Origin of the sequence: Mesorhizobium sp. M4B.F.Ca.ET.143.01.1.1 (assembly GCF_004792275.1) — a bacterium.
GTDB lineage: Bacteria > Pseudomonadota > Alphaproteobacteria > Rhizobiales > Rhizobiaceae > Mesorhizobium > Mesorhizobium abyssinicae.
Genome location: NZ_SRSR01000005.1, coordinates 295,862 through 310,713, shown reverse-complemented (window position 1 = coordinate 310,713; position 14,852 = coordinate 295,862). Strand labels below are relative to the sequence as shown.

The following is a 14,852-nucleotide window of genomic DNA, read 5'->3' as shown; positions in this document are numbered from 1 at the left end:
CCGATTGCTTGGGCATATTGATTCACTTGATCAAGATTGATGCCTCGAACTTGCACCATTAATTCAAGTCCGTAAATGGCGAAGGAGACGAACATGGCAAACGGGCTCGATGATGTGGTGGCGGCGGAAACCGTGCTTTCCGATGTCGACGGCCTCGGCGGCCGGCTGACGATCCGTGGCCATTCGCTGCCGGAACTGGCCGGCCGCTGGCGCTATCCGCAAGTGGCGCGTCTGTTGCTCGACGGCTTCTTCGACGACCTTCCCGGCGATGCTGAACTGGCCGAGGCGATCGGCCGGGCGCGGGTCGAGGTGTTCCAGCGGCTGCAGCCGATTTTTCCGACGCTGGCCGCGCTCGATGTCTACAGCGGCATGCGCGCCGGCATCGCCTTGCTGCCGGATGGCGGGACGCTGGCGGATGCGCTCCGGCTGATCGCCGCGCCAGCGGTGCTGACGCCGGCCTTGCTGCGGGCAAAACGGGGCGACAAAGCGGTCGCGCCGGACAAGGGTGCCGATCATGCCGCCGACATGCTGCGGATGCTGAGCGGCAAGGCGGATTCACCCGACCTGGCCAGGGCGCTCGACACCTATCTGGTCATCGTCTGCGACCATGGCCTCAACGCCTCGACTTTTGCCACGCGTGTCGTCGCCTCGACCCAGGCCGGGCTGACCTCGGCGATCCTGGCCGGGCTCGGCGCGCTCAAGGGGCCGCTGCATGGCGGCGCGCCCGGACCGGTCATCGAAATGCTGGACGCGATCGAGGCGAGCGGCGATGCCGCCGGCTGGCTGCGCGACGAGATCGTACATGGCGAGCGCATCATGGGCTTTGGCCACCGTATCTACCGGGTGCGCGATCCGCGCGCCGACGTGCTGAAGGCGGTGGTGCGGCAGCTGGGCGGCAAGGGTGGAACCGGCCGCCGGCTGGCCTTCGCCGAAGAGGTCGAGCAGGCAGCGCTCGAGGTGTTGCGTGTTGCCAAGCCGCAGCGCTCGATCCAGACCAATGTCGAATTCTACACCGCGCTCCTGCTGGAAGCGGCGGGCTTTCCCGCTGAGGCGTTCTCCAATGTCTTCGCCGCGGGCCGCATCGCCGGCTGGATCGCCCATGCGCGCGAGCAGCAGACGACCGGGCGGCTGATCCGGCCGCAGTCGCGCTATGTCGGGCCGGTGCCGGATCTCGTCGCCTGAAGTCGGTCTCCGCCTTCAGGCGGAGAATCTCGCTCATGAGCGAAATTTCATGTGATCACGCGAGCGTGTTCGTGTTCTTGCCTTGGTCAGGACTTATATGCTGCACTGCAACATAGGTCCGCCGCGGCCGCGCCGACCCGATTCCCGGGCCGGATGAGGCTGCTGGCACCCAACGACAGGAACGCCATGACGACGAACGGCAAGGCGGGAGAAAACAAGAAGATCAACGTCGCGCTGCAGGGCGGCGGCTCGCACGGGGCCTTTTCCTGGGGCGTGCTCGACAGGCTGCTGGAGGACGGAAGGCTGGAGATTTCAGCAGTTTCCGGCACCAGCGCCGGCGCCATGAACGCGGTGGCGCTGGCCGACGGCTTCGTCCGTGGCGGCGTCGAAGGCGCGCGCAAGAAGCTCGACGATTTCTGGCGCGCGGTTGCGCGGAAGGGCCGCTTCAGCCCGGTGCAGCGCATGCCGTGGGACGTCGCCTGGGGCAACTGGTCGATCGAGAACACGCCGGGCTATGTCTTCTTCGAGACGATGTCGCGGGTGTTTTCCCCTTATGTCGCCAACCCGCTCGGCCTCAATCCGCTGCGCGACGTGGTCAAGCAGGAGATCGACTTCGCCAATGTGCGCGCCTGCAAGTCGGTGGAGCTGTTCATCTCGGCGACCAATGTCGAGACCGGACAGTTGCGCGTCTTTTCCGATGGCGAGATCGACCTCGACACGGTGATGGCCTCGGCCTGCCTGCCGCAGCTGTTCCGCGCCGTCGAGATCAAGGGCGTGCCCTACTGGGATGGCGGCTATGGCGGCAATCCGGCGCTCTATCCGTTCTTCAAGACGACTGCCACCGAGGACGTGCTTCTGGTGCAGATCAACCCGGTGGTGCGCGAGGGCACGCCGAAGAGCGCCAACGAAATCCAGAACCGCATCGACGAGATCACCTTCAACGCCGGGCTGTTGCGCGAATTCCGCTCGATCGCCTTCGTCAAGGAGTTGATCGCCGCCGGCCGGCTGCCGCATGGCGAGTACCGCGACATCCGCATGCATCGCATCGATGCCGACGAGGCGTTCAAGGATCTGTCGGCATCGTCCAAGGTCAATGCGGAATGGGCCTTCCTCGCCTATCTGCGCGATCTTGGCCGAAGTGCCGCCAGCGACTGGCTGGAGGAGAACTACGACGCCGTCGGCAAGCGGCCGACGCTCGATCTCTCCGGCGAACTCGACGACGGCTACCGGCCGGTGCGCGGCCCGGCGCCGGGCCGGCGGGTCAAGGAGTTTCTCGCCATACGCAGGAAGCCCGAGCAGGCGCGGCGCGGCGCCTAGCGCACCGGGCACTGCCCGCCGACCTCAACCCTTGTGCAGCACCAGGTCGATCACCCTGATCAGGGCGGCGGCGGCCTGCCGCTGCTCGTCCGGATTGCTGATGCGCGTCTTCATGCCCTCCAGCCCGTCGAGCAGCATGTCGGCGAGCAGCCGCGCCGAAAGCCCCTTGGCGGCGAGGTCGACGCCGTTGCCTTTCGCTTCGGCCTCGATCGCCCTGGCGATGTGCTCGACAAGGCCGCCGCGCCAGCAGCCGACGAGGTCGGCGACGCTCGACTTCATGTCGAGCAGTTCGGCGCCGTGCGGGGAGGCGTGCACGGCGCCTATCATCGAGATCAGCGCGGCGTCGACGGCGCGCATCATACGTTCGGCGAAGGTGCCGCCGCCTTCGAGCTCGCTCTTTGCCTGTTCGACCGAACGGCCGAGCAGCATCAGGGCGATGGCGCGAAAAATGTCGGTCTTGTTCTTGAACAGCAGATAGAGCGCCGGCCGCGACATGTCGGCAGCGCGCGCGATGTCGTCCATGGTGGTGCGCGAAAAACCATAGGCGAGGAACACCTTCATCGCGCCCTCCAGAATGCGGGCGCGCTTGGGGTCGACGGCAATGTCCTCGGCTTCGATCATGGCGGCAAGTCTATCCTGTATGAACTCTATTGACAAAATGACGGATTTTGTCAAGTTGTATGAAGACGAAGTGGCCGAGACCTGCCATTTCGCTCCTGGCTGTGGACGACAACGAAGGGTATCCCCATGCGCCTCACCGTCGATGGACAATCATTCGACATCGATGCCGATCCTGAAATGCCGCTGTTGTGGGCATTGCGCGATCTCGTCGGCAAGACGGGCCCGAAATTCGGTTGCGGCATCGCCGCTTGCGGCGCCTGCACCGTGCATGTCGACGGCCAGCCGGTGCGCTCCTGCTCGCTGCCGGTCGGCGGAGTCAGCGGCGCGATCACCACGATTGAAGGCATCAGCGCCGGCGGCAAGCTGCATCCGGTGCAGCAGGCCTGGCTCGAGGAGCAGGTCGCGCAGTGCGGCTACTGCCAGGCCGGCCAGATCATGAGCGCGGTGGCATTGCTCGAGGAGGTGGCGGATCCGAGCGACGACGACATCGACAACGCCATGGGCGGCAACCTCTGCCGCTGCGGCACCTATCCGAAGATCCGCGCGGCGATCAAGAAAGCCGCGGCGCTGAAGACGGCGGGGCTTTGATCATGGCCAGCATCGGAAAGATCGCCCGCCGCACCTTCCTAATCGGCGCCGCCGCCGTCGCCGGCGGTGTCGGCGTCGGCTATTATTACTACCGCAAGCCCTTCGCGAACCCGCTCGAGGACGATCTCGGCAAGGGGGAGGCGACCTTCAATCCTTATGTGAAGATCGGCGCCGACAACACCATCACCATCGTCGCGCCGCGCGCCGAGATGGGGCAAGGCGTGTCGACGACGCTTGCCGCCATGGTCGCGGAGGAGCTCGATGTCGGTCTCGACCAGGTCAAGGTCGAGCACGGCCCGGCCTCCTATGCCTATTACAACGCGGCGATCCTCCAGGAGGGCGGTCCGTTCGCCTTCTTCGACGAGAGCATGACGGCCGAAGCGGTGCGCTCCGGCCTCGGCGTCGTCGGGAAGCTGCTCGCTTTGCAGGGCACCGGCGGCTCGTCCTCGATGCGCGACGGGTTCGACAAGATGCGGCAGGCGGGCGCTGCCGCAAGGCAGATGCTGATCGCGGCGGCGGCGCAGAAGCTCGGCGTTTCCGCCGGCGAGCTGGAAACCGCCAGCGGCACGGTCCTGCACAAAGCGTCGGGAAAATCGGTCACCTATGGCGAAGTCGCCGCCTCAGCCAGCGCCATGCCGCCGCCCGCCGAGGTCAGGCTCAAGGACAGGGTCGACTGGAAGCTGCTCGGCAAGCCGCAGAAGCGCGTCGACATGCTGGCCAAGGTCACCGGCGCGCCGATCTTCGGCATCGATGTCCGGCTGCCGGAGATGCTCTACGGCACGGTGAAGATGAGCCCGCGCTTCTGGTCGAAGCCGGTGAGCGCCGACCTGTCCAAGGCGGAAAAAATGCCGGGCGTGGTCAAGATCGTGCCGATCGAGACCAGCTACGGCCATGGCTTCGGCGTCATCGCCGAAAACACCTGGGCGGCATTCAGGGCCGCCGAGGCGATCGAGGCCAAATGGGCCGACCCCGAATATCCGCTGGACAGCGCCGCCATCGACGCGGCGCTGAAACAGGCGCTCACCACCAAGGGCTCGGCACTCCGCAACGACGGCGACGTCGACACCGCCTTCGCCGACGCGCCACGCGAAAAGATCGTCGAGGCCGACTATGCGGTGCCGTACCTGGCGCACGCGACGATGGAGCCGATGAACGCCACGGCGCGGCTGAAGGACGGCGCCCTCGACATCTGGTGCGGCAACCAGGCGCCGACGCTGGTGCGCCAGCTCTGCGCCAACGCGGTCGGCATCGAGCAGGACAAGGTCACGGTGCACACAACCTTCCTCGGCGGCGGCTTCGGCCGGCGCGTCGAGATGGACTATGCGCTGTGCGCGGCGCTGATGGCCAAGGAAGCCGGCGGTCGTCCGGTCAAGGTGACCTGGACGCGCGAGGAGGACATGCGCCACGACGCCTACCGCCCCGCGGCAATCGGCAGGTTCCAGGCGCGGCTCGGCGACGATGGCCTGCCGGTCGCGGTCGACATGAAGGTATCGTCGCCATCGATGATCGCCAGCACCTTGCGGCGGCTGTTCCCCTCGCTGTCGGCGATGGGACCGGACAAGACCATCGTCGATGGCGCCTACGACCAGCCCTACACGATCCCGAACTACCGGGTGAGCGGCATCGCCGCGCCCGTCTCGATCCCCGTCGGTTCGTGGCGATCGGTCGGAAGCTCGATCAACGGCTTCTTCCATGAAGGCTTCATGGACGAGATCGCGGCCGCCGGGAAAACCGATCCGGTCGAATTGCGCAAGAAGCTGATGGCCGCTTATCCGTCGGCGCTGAAGGTGGTCGAGGCAGTCGCCGGGATGGCGAAATGGGGCGAGGCGCTGCCGGCCGGCAAGGCCAAAGGCATGGCCTTCACGCTGTCCTTCGGCAGTTGGGTCGGCGAGATCGTGCAGGTCGCGGACACGCCGGCCGGCATCCGCATCGAAAAGGTGTGGATCGCTGCCGATGTCGGCACCGCGCTCGACCCGGACATCATCAAGGCGCAGCTCATCTCCGGCGCCATCTACGGCCTGTCGGCGGCGATGGGCCAGGAAATCACCTTCGCCGACGGCATGGTCGAGCAGTCGAACTTCCACGATTTCGACGCCATGCGCATCTTCCAGACCCCGGTGTTCGAGGTGGCGGTGCTAGAGAATTTCCACAAGATGGGCGGCGTCGGCGAGGTCGGCACGCCGCCGGCCGCTCCGGCGCTCGCCAATGCCATCTTCGCGCTGACCGGCAAGCGCATCCGTAGGTTGCCGCTGTCGAAAGAGGTGACCTTCGCATGAGGAAGCTTCTCATCATGCTGACGCCTGCTGCCATCATCTTGCTGGCGGCGCCTTTTGCAACCGCGCAGGAGTCCCAGCAGCCAGCCCCAGCAGCAGTCGACACGGCCAAGGGCCTGCCCGAATGGGACAAGGTCTATGCGGTGTTCTCGCATCCGCGCTGCGCCGACTGCCATGTCGCCGACGACCGGCCGCGCTGGTCCGGCGCGCATTATGGCGGCACGCGCGTGCATGGCTTCAATGTCCAGCGCGGCGCCGACGGCTCCGGCTTCGGCAATCCCGGCCTGCGTTGCACGACGTGCCATTTCTCCAGCAATTCCAAGGCATTGCATGGGCCGCCGGGGGCCGAGAACTGGCATCTGGCGCCGGCCGAGATGGTCTGGTTCGGAAAGTCCTCGGCCGAAATCTGCGCCCAGATCAAGGACCCCGCCCGCAATGGCGGGCGCAGCCTGCAGGATGTCGCGCTGCATGTTCGCGACGACAAACTGGTTGCCTGGGGCTGGGCCCCGGGAGCGGATCGTGAGCCGGCGCCAGGCTCGGCGGAGGAGACATACACAGCGATCGAGAACTGGATGGCGGCGGGCGCGCCCTGTCCGGCAGCGCAATAATCCATCAAAGTTTCTGACTATTTTGCGTTGCAACTTTGAGGTAGAAGCGGCGCTTCGCCTATCACGGCAAATTGAATAGGGCCTTGCGCGCACCCATATCGGCGACGCGCCCGCATCTGAAAGAAGCGGCCTGGCCGAACCCCGCAGTGGAAACGACGACGATGCCGAAAATCAGGTTTCACAAGCTTGCAGCCATTGTTGTGCTTATCGGATTCGCAGCCTGGATGGGAACGGGTGAATTCTCGTCCGTGGGCAGCGCCGCCGCCGACAAGCCGAAGGCAGAAGACGCCTCGAAGGCTGCGCAGCCGGAGGCCGCCAAGCCGAAAGCCGCTGAGGCCGAGGCGAAGGCGCCGCTGCGCACCGTCGCTGTGGTGACGCCGCCGCGCAAGACCTATGCGCGTGCCATCCGCATTTCCGGGCTGACCGAGGCCGACAAGCGGGCGGTGCTGGCGACGCGCGTCGCCGGCGTCATCGATAAGCTGCCGGTCAAGCAGGGCCAGCGCGTCAAGACCGGCGACCTGGTGCTGATGCTGGCGGCCGAGGAGAAGATCTCCAACGTCGACAACGCCAAGCAGCTTCTGGTGCAGCGCCAGGCCGAGCTGGAAGCGGCCCTGCGGCTGATGAAAACCGGCAATCTGCCGGCGCTGCAGCTCGACACCGCGCGCTCGAACCTGACGTCCGCGCAATCCCAGCTGGAGACCGCGCAAGCCGAGCTCGACCGCAATGAGGTCAAGGCGCCGTTCGATGGCGTCATCGACCGCGTTCCGGTGGAACTGGGTAGCTCGGTGATGCAGGGCGGTGAGGTGGCAACCATCCTCAAGCTCGACCCGGTGATCGCGCGCGGCGAGGTCAGCGAGCGCGACCTGCGCTACATCAAGATCGGCGACGAGGCCAATGTGCGGCTGGTCAACGACCAGAAGGTCACCGGCACGGTGCGCTACATCAGCCGCGACGCCTCATCGCAGACCCGCACCTTCCGTGTCGAAGTGGCGATCCCCAATGCCGATGGCGCCATCCCCGCCGGCATGACGGCCGAAATCACGCTCAGCGCGCAGCCGACCGACGCGGTCATGCTGCCCCGTTCGGTGGTGACGCTGGGCGACAAGGGCGACCTCGGCATCCGCGCCGTCGGCAAGGACAACAAGGTGGCGTTCTACCCGATCGATCTCGTCGACGACACGCCGAACGGCCTGGTGCTGGGCGGCATACCGCAGGATGCGCGCATCATCGTCGCCGGCCAGGAGCTGGTGAAGGAAGCCGATGCGGTCAAGCCGGTCGAGGCCGACCAGGCGACCATCAACAAGCTGATCGGCGAAGCCACCTCCGGGACGCAGTAGCGCAGTCCGATGTCGGGCGCGCCCGACATCGGCCAATTCGCTACTCCTCGAAGACAACTGCAGGCATAAGTCATGGATATCGTCAGACTCGCCATCCACAACGCCCGCCTCACAATATCCGCGCTGCTGTTCCTGCTCGTCGCGGGCTGGGTCGCCTATCAGTCGACACCGAAGGAAGCGGAGCCCGACGTTCCGATTCCGATGATGTATATCAGCCTGATCTATCAGGGCATCTCGCCGGAGGATTCCGAGCGTCTTCTTCTGCGTCCGATGGAAAGCAAGCTGAAGAGCCTGAAGGGCCTCAAGGAGATGCGTTCGGCCGCCTTCCAGGGCGGCGGCTACGTGCTGGTCGAGTTCCAGCCGCAGACCAATCTGGCGACCGCGCTGCAGGACACGCGCAGCAAGGTGCAGGACGCCAAGGCCGACCTGCCGCAGGCGGCCGAGGAGCCGACCGTCAACGAAGTCAACGTCTCCGAGTTTCCGGTCCTTGTCGTGACGCTGTCCGGCGACGTGCCGGAGCGCGTGCTGACGGCGGCGGCGCGCGAATTGCGCGACCGCATCGAGGAAGTGCCCGGCGTCCTCGAAGGTTCGCTGCAGGGCGCGCGTGACGATCTCGTCGAGGTCGTCATCGACCCGGTGAAACTGTCGTCCTACGGGCTGCAGCTCGACCAGGTGATGCAAGGCGTCGGCGCCTCCAACAGCCTGGTCGCCGCCGGCAATCTCGAAGGCTCGGAAGGCAAATACGCGGTCAAGGTGCCGTCGCTGATCGAGACGCCGGAGGATGTCGCCAACCTGCCGGTCGTCGCCACGCCCAATGCCGTGGTGCAGGCCAAGGACATCGCCACCATCCGCTCCACCTTCAAGGACGCCGAGACGGTGACGCGCCTCGACGGCAAGCCGGCAATCGCCATCGAGGTGAAGAAGCGCATCGGTGCCAATCTGATCGACACGCTGAACCATGTCAGGGAAGTGTCCGACAGCTTCATCAAGACGATGCCGGAAGGCATGCACGTCACCTACACGCAGGACAAATCGGTCTTCGTCAACCAGCTGCTCGGCGACCTGCAGAACCACGTCATGATCGCCGTCATCCTGGTGTTCATCGTCATCCTCTACGCGCTGTCTGGCCGCGCCTCGCTGCTCATCGGGCTGGCCATTCCGTCGTCCTTCCTGATCGGCATCCTGCTGCTCGCCATGATGGGCTACACGATCAACATGATCGTGCTGTTCAGCCTCATCCTGGCGGTCGGGATGCTGGTCGATGATGCCATCATCGTCACCGAATTCGCCGAACGGCGCATGAGCGAAGGCATGCCGAAGGCGGATGCCTTCGCGCTGGCCGCAAGGCGCATGGCCGGTCCGGTCATCGCCGCGACGATGACGCGCATCGCCGCCTTCTCGCCGCTTTTGTTCTGGCCGGGCATCATCGGCGACTTCATGAAATACATGCCGATCACGCTGATCGTGACGCTGTCGGCTTCGATGCTCTATGCGCTGGTGTTCGCGCCGACGCTGGGCGCCATCTTCGCCAAGGCGCCCAAGCATCATGAGGACGAGAACCGCGACGGCTGGTACATGGCGCTGGTCAAGCAGGCGGTGCGCTTCCCGATCACCGTGATACTGCTCACCGTCGGCCTGCTGGTCGGCGTCGGGTTCGCCTATTCGAAATACGGTGCCGGCGTCGAATTCTTCCCCAGCGTCGAGCCGGATTACGGCCTGCTCTACGTGCATGCGCGCGGCAACCTTTCGCTGGCCGAGATGGACGCCGCCACCAAGGAAGCGGAAAACCGGCTGCTCGGCTGGCCGGGGGTGAAGTCGGTCTATACGCGCGCCGGCAAGACGCAAGGCGGCGGCCAGGACATTCCTGAGGATGTCGTCGGCGTCATCCAGTACGAGTTCGTCGACTGGCGCGAGCGCAAGTCGGCCAACCAGATCCTCAGCGACCTGCGCGGCGTCATGGCCGGCATTCCCGGCGTCGATGTCGAGGTGCGCGTGCCGGAGGCCGGCCCGCCGACCGGCAAGCCGATCCAGATCAGGCTTTCGGCCGCCGATCCCAAGGGGCTCGACGACAAGGCGCGCGCGGTGGCGGCGCGGATCGCCAAGATTCCCAACGTCATCGACATTTCGGACGGCCTGCCGCCGCCCGGCGTCGACTGGGCGCTCGAGGTCGACCGCGCCAAGGCGGCGCAATACGGCATCAGCCCGACCTCGGTCGGCACGGTGGTGCAACTGGTGACCAACGGCCTGAAGCTCTCGGAATACCGGCCCGCCGGGGCGGACGACGCCGTCGACATAAGGCTGCGCCTGCCCGAGGACCGGCGCACGCTGTCGACGCTGGATGAGCTAAGGGTACAGACCTCGCAAGGCTCGGTGCCGATCTCCAACTTCGTCGTGCGCAAGCCCGAGCCGACGGTCGGCATCCTCAACCGAATCGACGGCGCGCGCACGGTGGTGGTGCAAGCCAATGTCAGCGCCGGCGCGCAGGTCGCGGCGGTGCAGCAGGAAGTTACCAAGGCCGTTTCCGAGATGGATCTCGGCAGCGGCATCCGCTGGAAGCTCGCCGGCTCCAACGAGGACAGTGCCGAGGCCGGCGCCTTCCTCAGCAAGGCCTTCGGCGCGGCGATCTTCCTGATCTTCCTGGTGCTGCTCATGCAGTTCAACAAGTTCACCAGCGTCTGGCTGGTGCTGTCCTGCGTGGTCATGGCGACGGTCGGCGTCTTCCTCGGACTGCTTTTGACGGGCGAAGCCTTCGGCATCGTCATGTCGGGCATCGGCGTCATCGCGCTCGCCGGCGTGGTGGTGAACAACAACATCGTGCTGATCGACACTTACGACCGGTTGCGCGAGGAGGGCTGGGACAAGATGGACGCGGTGCTGCAGACCTGCCGCGAGCGCGCCCGTCCGGTGGTGCTGACGGCGGTGTCGGCGATCCTCGGCGTCTTGCCGATCGCCTTCGGCCTCGGCCTCGAGATCTTCCACCACGAGACGACGATCAACGCGCCGTCGACGCAGTGGTGGATCTCGCTGTCGTCGGCGATCGTCTTCGGCCTGTCCTTCGCCACCTTGCTGACGCTGGTGGTGACGCCATCAATGCTGATGGTGTTCACGCGCAGCAAGGACAGTCGCTTCAACGCGTTTTTCCGGCGGCTGTTCGGTCGCGGCAAGGGCAAGGTTTCAACGACTGTCCCAGGCGACGATGCGGGCGCCGAGCCGGCCGTCGCCTTCCAGAAAGCCGCCGAATAAGTCAGCTCAACCAGGAAGATAAAGGCCGCCCGGGGAACAACCGGGCGGCCTTTTGCATTGTCCCAGCATAACTTCACCTCACGGCGAGGGCTTTCTCATGACGGTCAGCACACTTCTCGTCATCATTCTCATCCTCATCCTGATCGGCGCCGTGCCGGCATGGCCGCATTCGCGCTCCTGGGGCTATGGCCCTTCGGGCATCGTCGGCGTCATCCTGGTGGTGCTTTTGATCCTGTTGTTGATGGGCAGAATCTGATCCCTTATGCGACCGAGCCTCCTCGGAGGCCCGGTCGTCGTCGGCCGCAGTCAGGCGGCCTCGCGCGAGGCGGGAGCGACAGCAATGCCGATATCCCGCATGGCCTCCTTCACCGCCTGATCGAGACGGGTGTGCGGGATTTCGCCAATGATCTTCTCCAGCCGTGTCGAGACCAGCTGGTGCTCCTCGAAACGAAGGTAGGACATCGAGACGATCTCACGCCACATCGCCACGAACGGGCTGCCGGCGCGCAGCACCCACCACGGCATTAAGCCGAGCTTCAGCTTGCGCCCGAGCGCATTCTCGGCCGCGGCCTTGATATCGAGGTCGGTGACGGCATGGCCGGGGAAGTTGAGCGCCTCGTAGAAGCCGAGCTTGTCGAGATTGCGCGCCAGGCCGACGAAAGCCGCTGCGAAATCCGGCAGATAGGCCCATTCGTGGGCGAGATCGGCCGGACCGGGCGCCGTGTAGATGCCCTTCGCCATCTTGGCGGCGACGACCAGATCGAACCAGGAACCGCTGCCGGTGCCGCCGAAGAAGTCGCCGGCCCTGAGCAGAATGGTGCGCACGCGGCCGGCCTCGGCCTCGCGGCGCAACAGATCCTCCATGGCGACGCGGATGCGGCCCTTCTCGGTCGTCGGCCGGAACGGCGTGTCTTCCGTGATCACGCGAGGCATCGGCGAGCCGTAATTGTAGACGGTGCCGGGGAACAGATGCAGCGCGCCGTTGGCGCCGCAGGCGGCCATGACATTCTCGGCCATCGGCAGGCATTTGCCCCAGTCGGTGTAGATCGGGTTGAGGCCGTTGAAGATGATGTCGACGCCTTGCGTTGCGCGGATCAGCGAGCCGCGGTCGAGCGCATCGCCGGCTATCGCCGCGGCGCCCTTGAGCTCGGCCGGCACCTTGCCGCTGCGGGTGACGGCGCGGACATCGAAGCCGGCGTCGATGAAGGCCTTGCCGACGACGCGGCCGAGCCGGCCATTGGCGCCGAGGATTGCGATCTTGGTCATTTCTCGTCTCCGTGTTTGCGTTGGGCCCTCAATCTGAAGCTTTCGCAAACGAATGGAAATTGACTGAAGTTGACGTTCTGATATTCATAAATGAATGGCAGAGATCGACTGGAACCTGATCAAGAGTTTCGTCGCCGTGGCGGAGACCGGCAGCTTGTCGGCCGCCGCGCGAAAGCTTGCGGCGAGCCAGCCGACACTTGGCCGCCACATCGCCGAGCTGGAGCAGGCGCTCGGCGTGACGCTGTTCCGTCGCGGCCGCAGCGGCTACGCGCTGACCGAGGCCGGCAGCGTGCTCTTCGAGCGCGGTCGCGCGGTGAGCGAGCAGGCGAGCGCCTTTTCGCTGCTGGCGCTGGGGTCGGTCGAAGCGATCGAGGGCACGGTGCGCATCGCCGCCAGCGAGGTGGTGGCGGCCTATGTACTGCCGGAGATCACGGCGCGACTTGGTGTCGAGGAAACGGGCATCGAAGTCGAGATCGTCGCCTCGAACCAGGTCGAGAACCTGTTGCGCCGGGATGCCGATATCGCCATCCGCATGGTCAAGCCGGCGCAGAACGAGCTTGTGGCGCGCAAGGTCGCCGACATTCCGCTCTGCGCCTGCGCGGCCAAATCCTATCTCGGCAGGGCCGGCCGCCCGCTGGAGCCCGCCGACCTTGCCGGCCATGCGCTGATCGGCTTCGATCGCAGCGACGAGATGATCCGAGGCTTTGCCGGGTACGGCATTCCGGTCAGCCGCAGCAGCTTTCGCTTAAGGACCGACAATCAGATCGTTTTGTGGGAGGCGGTGCGGGCCGGTAATGGCATCGGCCTTGGCCAGCGTCCGCTGGCCGAGCGCGATCCGCTGGTGGAGATCGTGCTGCCACAGCTTCCACTGCCGGTGCTGCCGGTGTGGCTGGCCATGCATCGCGACGTGCGCAGCAGCGTGCGCATCCGCCGCGTCGCGGACTTCCTCTACGAGGAGCTGAAGCGCTACTCGGCCGGCGCCGGCTAGCGCATGATGCCGAAAAGTGTGAAGCGGTTTTCGGACGGCGTCATGCTCTATTTCTCTAATCTCAGAGCCGGATGGATTTCAGGTCGATCCGACCTGAAATCCATCCGGCTCGGGAGCGAACTCGGCGCGGTGAGCAAGCCCGGCCATCAACAGGACGACGATCAACAGCCCCGACAGGGCGACGAAGATCGGGCCGAAGCTCGAATGCTCGGCGACGAAGCCGATCGCCGACGGCGCCACCAGTATGCCGGAATAGCCCATGGTGGTGACGACGCTCATGCCGGTGCCGGATGACATGCCTTCCTGGTTGCCGCCGGCCGAGAAGATGATCGGCACCATATTGGCGATGCCGAAGCCGCAAAAGGCAAAGGCGGCGATCGCAAGCCAGGGCGAGGGCGACAGGCCAGCCACCAGCATGCCGGCGGCGGCGACAAGGGCCGAGCCGCGCAGCGTCGCCACCGCGCCGAAGCGGTTGCGCACGCCGTCGCCGAGGAAGCGCATCAATGCCATGACGCCCGAAAAGGCCGCGTAAGCAAGGCCGGCGATGGCAAGGTCGGCGCCGAGCTCCTGCTGCAGGTAGAGCGCCGCCCAGTCGAGCACCGCGCCCTCGGAGACCATCGTCAGCAAAGCCATCAGCCCGACCAGATAGACCAGCGGATTCGCCGGCAGTGAGAATTTCCGATGCTCGGCGGCCTCGGGCTTGTCCTCAACAATGAGATGGCCGACAGCGAGCGCGATCACCGCGAAGGCGAGCACCGTCACCACCGTCGCATGGGCGAAATGGCCGTAGTTCTGGATGGCGAAGCCGCCCAGCGCGCCGCCGGCGAAACCGCCAAGGCTCCAGAAGCCGTGCGAGGACGACATGATGGCGCTGGAGAGCCTTCTTTCCACCGCCACCGCGTTGGCGTTCATGGCGACGTCCATGCCGCCGATCGAGCCGCCGAAGATGAACATGGCGATGGCCGCCAGCGGCACATTGGGGGCGAGCGCAACGGCCAGCAGGCCGAAGCTGCCGCACAGGCCGAACCAGCGCAGCACGGCGCGGGAGCCATGCCTGGACATCAGATGGCCGCACCAGGTCATCGCCGCCACCGCGCCGGCGCCGAACAGGAGGATCAGCAGGCCGAGCGTGAATTTCGAGATGTCCAGCCGGGTCAGGAACACCGGGATCTGCGGTGCCCAGCTGCCGGTCAGAAAGCCGTTGGCGAGGAAGATGCCGGCCACGGCCCAGCGTCCGCGCGTCGCGGCTTGCATCGTGATTTGCACGCTCATGATGTGAAGTACGCCGGTGGATCTGGGCAGAAAATTAGATCGATTCAATTCATAGTCAAGCGCTGAGCAGGCAGAAGTGCTTGGGCCAAAGCGGCGACATCGGGTTGGTTCACAGCGTCAACGACAAACTCGTGGACAGGCCATCCGCATGCCGGCG

Annotated in this window: 12 protein-coding genes; 9 read left to right on the top strand and 3 right to left on the bottom strand. The window is 65.7% G+C overall.

Translation table 11 applies throughout. From position 1 onward, the window contains the following. Positions 1 to 93 precede the first annotated feature (93 nt). Together EN786_RS15130 and EN786_RS15125 are read left to right on the top strand one after the other, a co-directional pair. Positions 94 to 1,182, top strand: a complete 1,089-nt coding sequence (locus tag EN786_RS15130) for a citrate synthase/methylcitrate synthase (RefSeq protein WP_127310778.1) — start codon at positions 94 to 96, stop codon at positions 1,180 to 1,182. Positions 1,183 to 1,368: 186 nt separating this feature from the next. Next, positions 1,369 to 2,499: a patatin-like phospholipase family protein gene (locus EN786_RS15125; RefSeq protein WP_135908649.1), complete on the top strand. Its 1,131-nt coding sequence runs from the start codon at positions 1,369 to 1,371 to the stop codon at positions 2,497 to 2,499. Positions 2,500 to 2,523: 24 nt separating this feature from the next. Here the strand turns inward: EN786_RS15125 and EN786_RS15120 are convergent, their stop codons facing one another. Continuing rightward, positions 2,524 to 3,120 (bottom strand): TetR/AcrR family transcriptional regulator, encoded by a 597-nt coding sequence (locus EN786_RS15120; protein ID WP_127310915.1) that lies wholly within the window; start codon positions 3,118 to 3,120, stop codon positions 2,524 to 2,526. Positions 3,121 to 3,246: 126 nt separating this feature from the next. Between EN786_RS15120 and EN786_RS15115 the strand changes: the two genes are divergently transcribed. The 6 genes from EN786_RS15115 to EN786_RS15090 all read left to right on the top strand — a co-directional run bounded on the left by EN786_RS15115 (position 3,247) and on the right by EN786_RS15090 (position 11,425). Continuing rightward, complete coding sequence (locus EN786_RS15115; protein WP_127310916.1) at positions 3,247 to 3,708, top strand: (2Fe-2S)-binding protein; 462 nt, start codon at positions 3,247 to 3,249, stop codon at positions 3,706 to 3,708. 2 nt (positions 3,709 to 3,710) lie between these two features. After that, entirely contained in the window at positions 3,711 to 5,984 is a 2,274-nt protein-coding gene (locus EN786_RS15110; RefSeq protein ID WP_127310917.1) for a xanthine dehydrogenase family protein molybdopterin-binding subunit, read from the top strand. Continuing rightward, positions 5,981 to 6,589, top strand: coding sequence for a hypothetical protein (locus EN786_RS15105; protein WP_127310918.1), 609 nt, complete (start codon positions 5,981 to 5,983; stop codon positions 6,587 to 6,589). Before EN786_RS15110 ends, EN786_RS15105 begins: the two co-directional genes overlap by 4 nt. 161 nt (positions 6,590 to 6,750) lie before the next feature. Continuing rightward, positions 6,751 to 7,926 carry an efflux RND transporter periplasmic adaptor subunit gene (locus tag EN786_RS15100; protein WP_127310919.1) on the top strand — a complete coding sequence of 392 codons (1,176 nt, stop codon included), beginning with the start codon at positions 6,751 to 6,753 and terminating at the stop codon, positions 7,924 to 7,926. A 72-nt stretch (positions 7,927 to 7,998) separates the two neighbouring features. Then, on the top strand, positions 7,999 to 11,169 hold the full coding sequence (locus EN786_RS15095; RefSeq protein WP_127283863.1) for an efflux RND transporter permease subunit: 3,171 nt from the start codon (positions 7,999 to 8,001) through the stop codon (positions 11,167 to 11,169). Between the two features lie 97 nt (positions 11,170 to 11,266). Then, positions 11,267 to 11,425, top strand: coding sequence for a DUF3309 family protein (locus EN786_RS15090; protein WP_127283862.1), 159 nt, complete (start codon positions 11,267 to 11,269; stop codon positions 11,423 to 11,425). 50 nt (positions 11,426 to 11,475) lie between these two features. On the opposite strand, the gene EN786_RS15085 is transcribed toward EN786_RS15090, so the two are convergent. Next, entirely contained in the window at positions 11,476 to 12,435 is a 960-nt protein-coding gene (locus EN786_RS15085) for an SDR family oxidoreductase (protein ID WP_127283861.1), read from the bottom strand. Between the two features lie 94 nt (positions 12,436 to 12,529). On the opposite strand from EN786_RS15085, the gene EN786_RS15080 reads away from it, so the two are divergent. Next, positions 12,530 to 13,423: a LysR family transcriptional regulator gene (locus EN786_RS15080; protein WP_127309953.1), complete on the top strand. Its 894-nt coding sequence runs from the start codon at positions 12,530 to 12,532 to the stop codon at positions 13,421 to 13,423. A gap of 78 nt (positions 13,424 to 13,501) precedes the next feature. Here EN786_RS15080 and EN786_RS15075 read toward each other — a convergent pair whose 3' ends face one another. After that, the gene (locus EN786_RS15075; protein WP_189340447.1) at positions 13,502 to 14,677 is read right to left on the bottom strand and encodes an MFS transporter; all 1,176 of its coding nucleotides are present in this window, start codon (positions 14,675 to 14,677) and stop codon (positions 13,502 to 13,504) included. Positions 14,678 to 14,852: the final 175 nt, after the last annotated feature.

What these genes read in the sequence shown, in the direction of transcription:
- EN786_RS15075 (WP_189340447.1), bottom strand. Translation starts at nt 14,677, where the DNA reads ATGCAAGCCGCGACGCGCGGACGCTGGGCCGTGGCCGGCATCTTCCTC.
- EN786_RS15125 (WP_135908649.1), top strand. Translation starts at nt 1,369, where the DNA reads ATGACGACGAACGGCAAGGCGGGAGAAAACAAGAAGATCAACGTCGCG.
- EN786_RS15080 (WP_127309953.1), top strand. Translation starts at nt 12,530, where the DNA reads ATGGCAGAGATCGACTGGAACCTGATCAAGAGTTTCGTCGCCGTGGCG.
- EN786_RS15100 (WP_127310919.1), top strand. Translation starts at nt 6,751, where the DNA reads ATGCCGAAAATCAGGTTTCACAAGCTTGCAGCCATTGTTGTGCTTATC.
- EN786_RS15085 (WP_127283861.1), bottom strand. Translation starts at nt 12,435, where the DNA reads ATGACCAAGATCGCAATCCTCGGCGCCAATGGCCGGCTCGGCCGCGTC.
- EN786_RS15130 (WP_127310778.1), top strand. Translation starts at nt 94, where the DNA reads ATGGCAAACGGGCTCGATGATGTGGTGGCGGCGGAAACCGTGCTTTCC.
- EN786_RS15120 (WP_127310915.1), bottom strand. Translation starts at nt 3,120, where the DNA reads ATGATCGAAGCCGAGGACATTGCCGTCGACCCCAAGCGCGCCCGCATT.
- EN786_RS15105 (WP_127310918.1), top strand. Translation starts at nt 5,981, where the DNA reads ATGAGGAAGCTTCTCATCATGCTGACGCCTGCTGCCATCATCTTGCTG.
- EN786_RS15095 (WP_127283863.1), top strand. Translation starts at nt 7,999, where the DNA reads ATGGATATCGTCAGACTCGCCATCCACAACGCCCGCCTCACAATATCC.
- EN786_RS15110 (WP_127310917.1), top strand. Translation starts at nt 3,711, where the DNA reads ATGGCCAGCATCGGAAAGATCGCCCGCCGCACCTTCCTAATCGGCGCC.
- EN786_RS15090 (WP_127283862.1), top strand. Translation starts at nt 11,267, where the DNA reads ATGACGGTCAGCACACTTCTCGTCATCATTCTCATCCTCATCCTGATC.
- EN786_RS15115 (WP_127310916.1), top strand. Translation starts at nt 3,247, where the DNA reads ATGCGCCTCACCGTCGATGGACAATCATTCGACATCGATGCCGATCCT.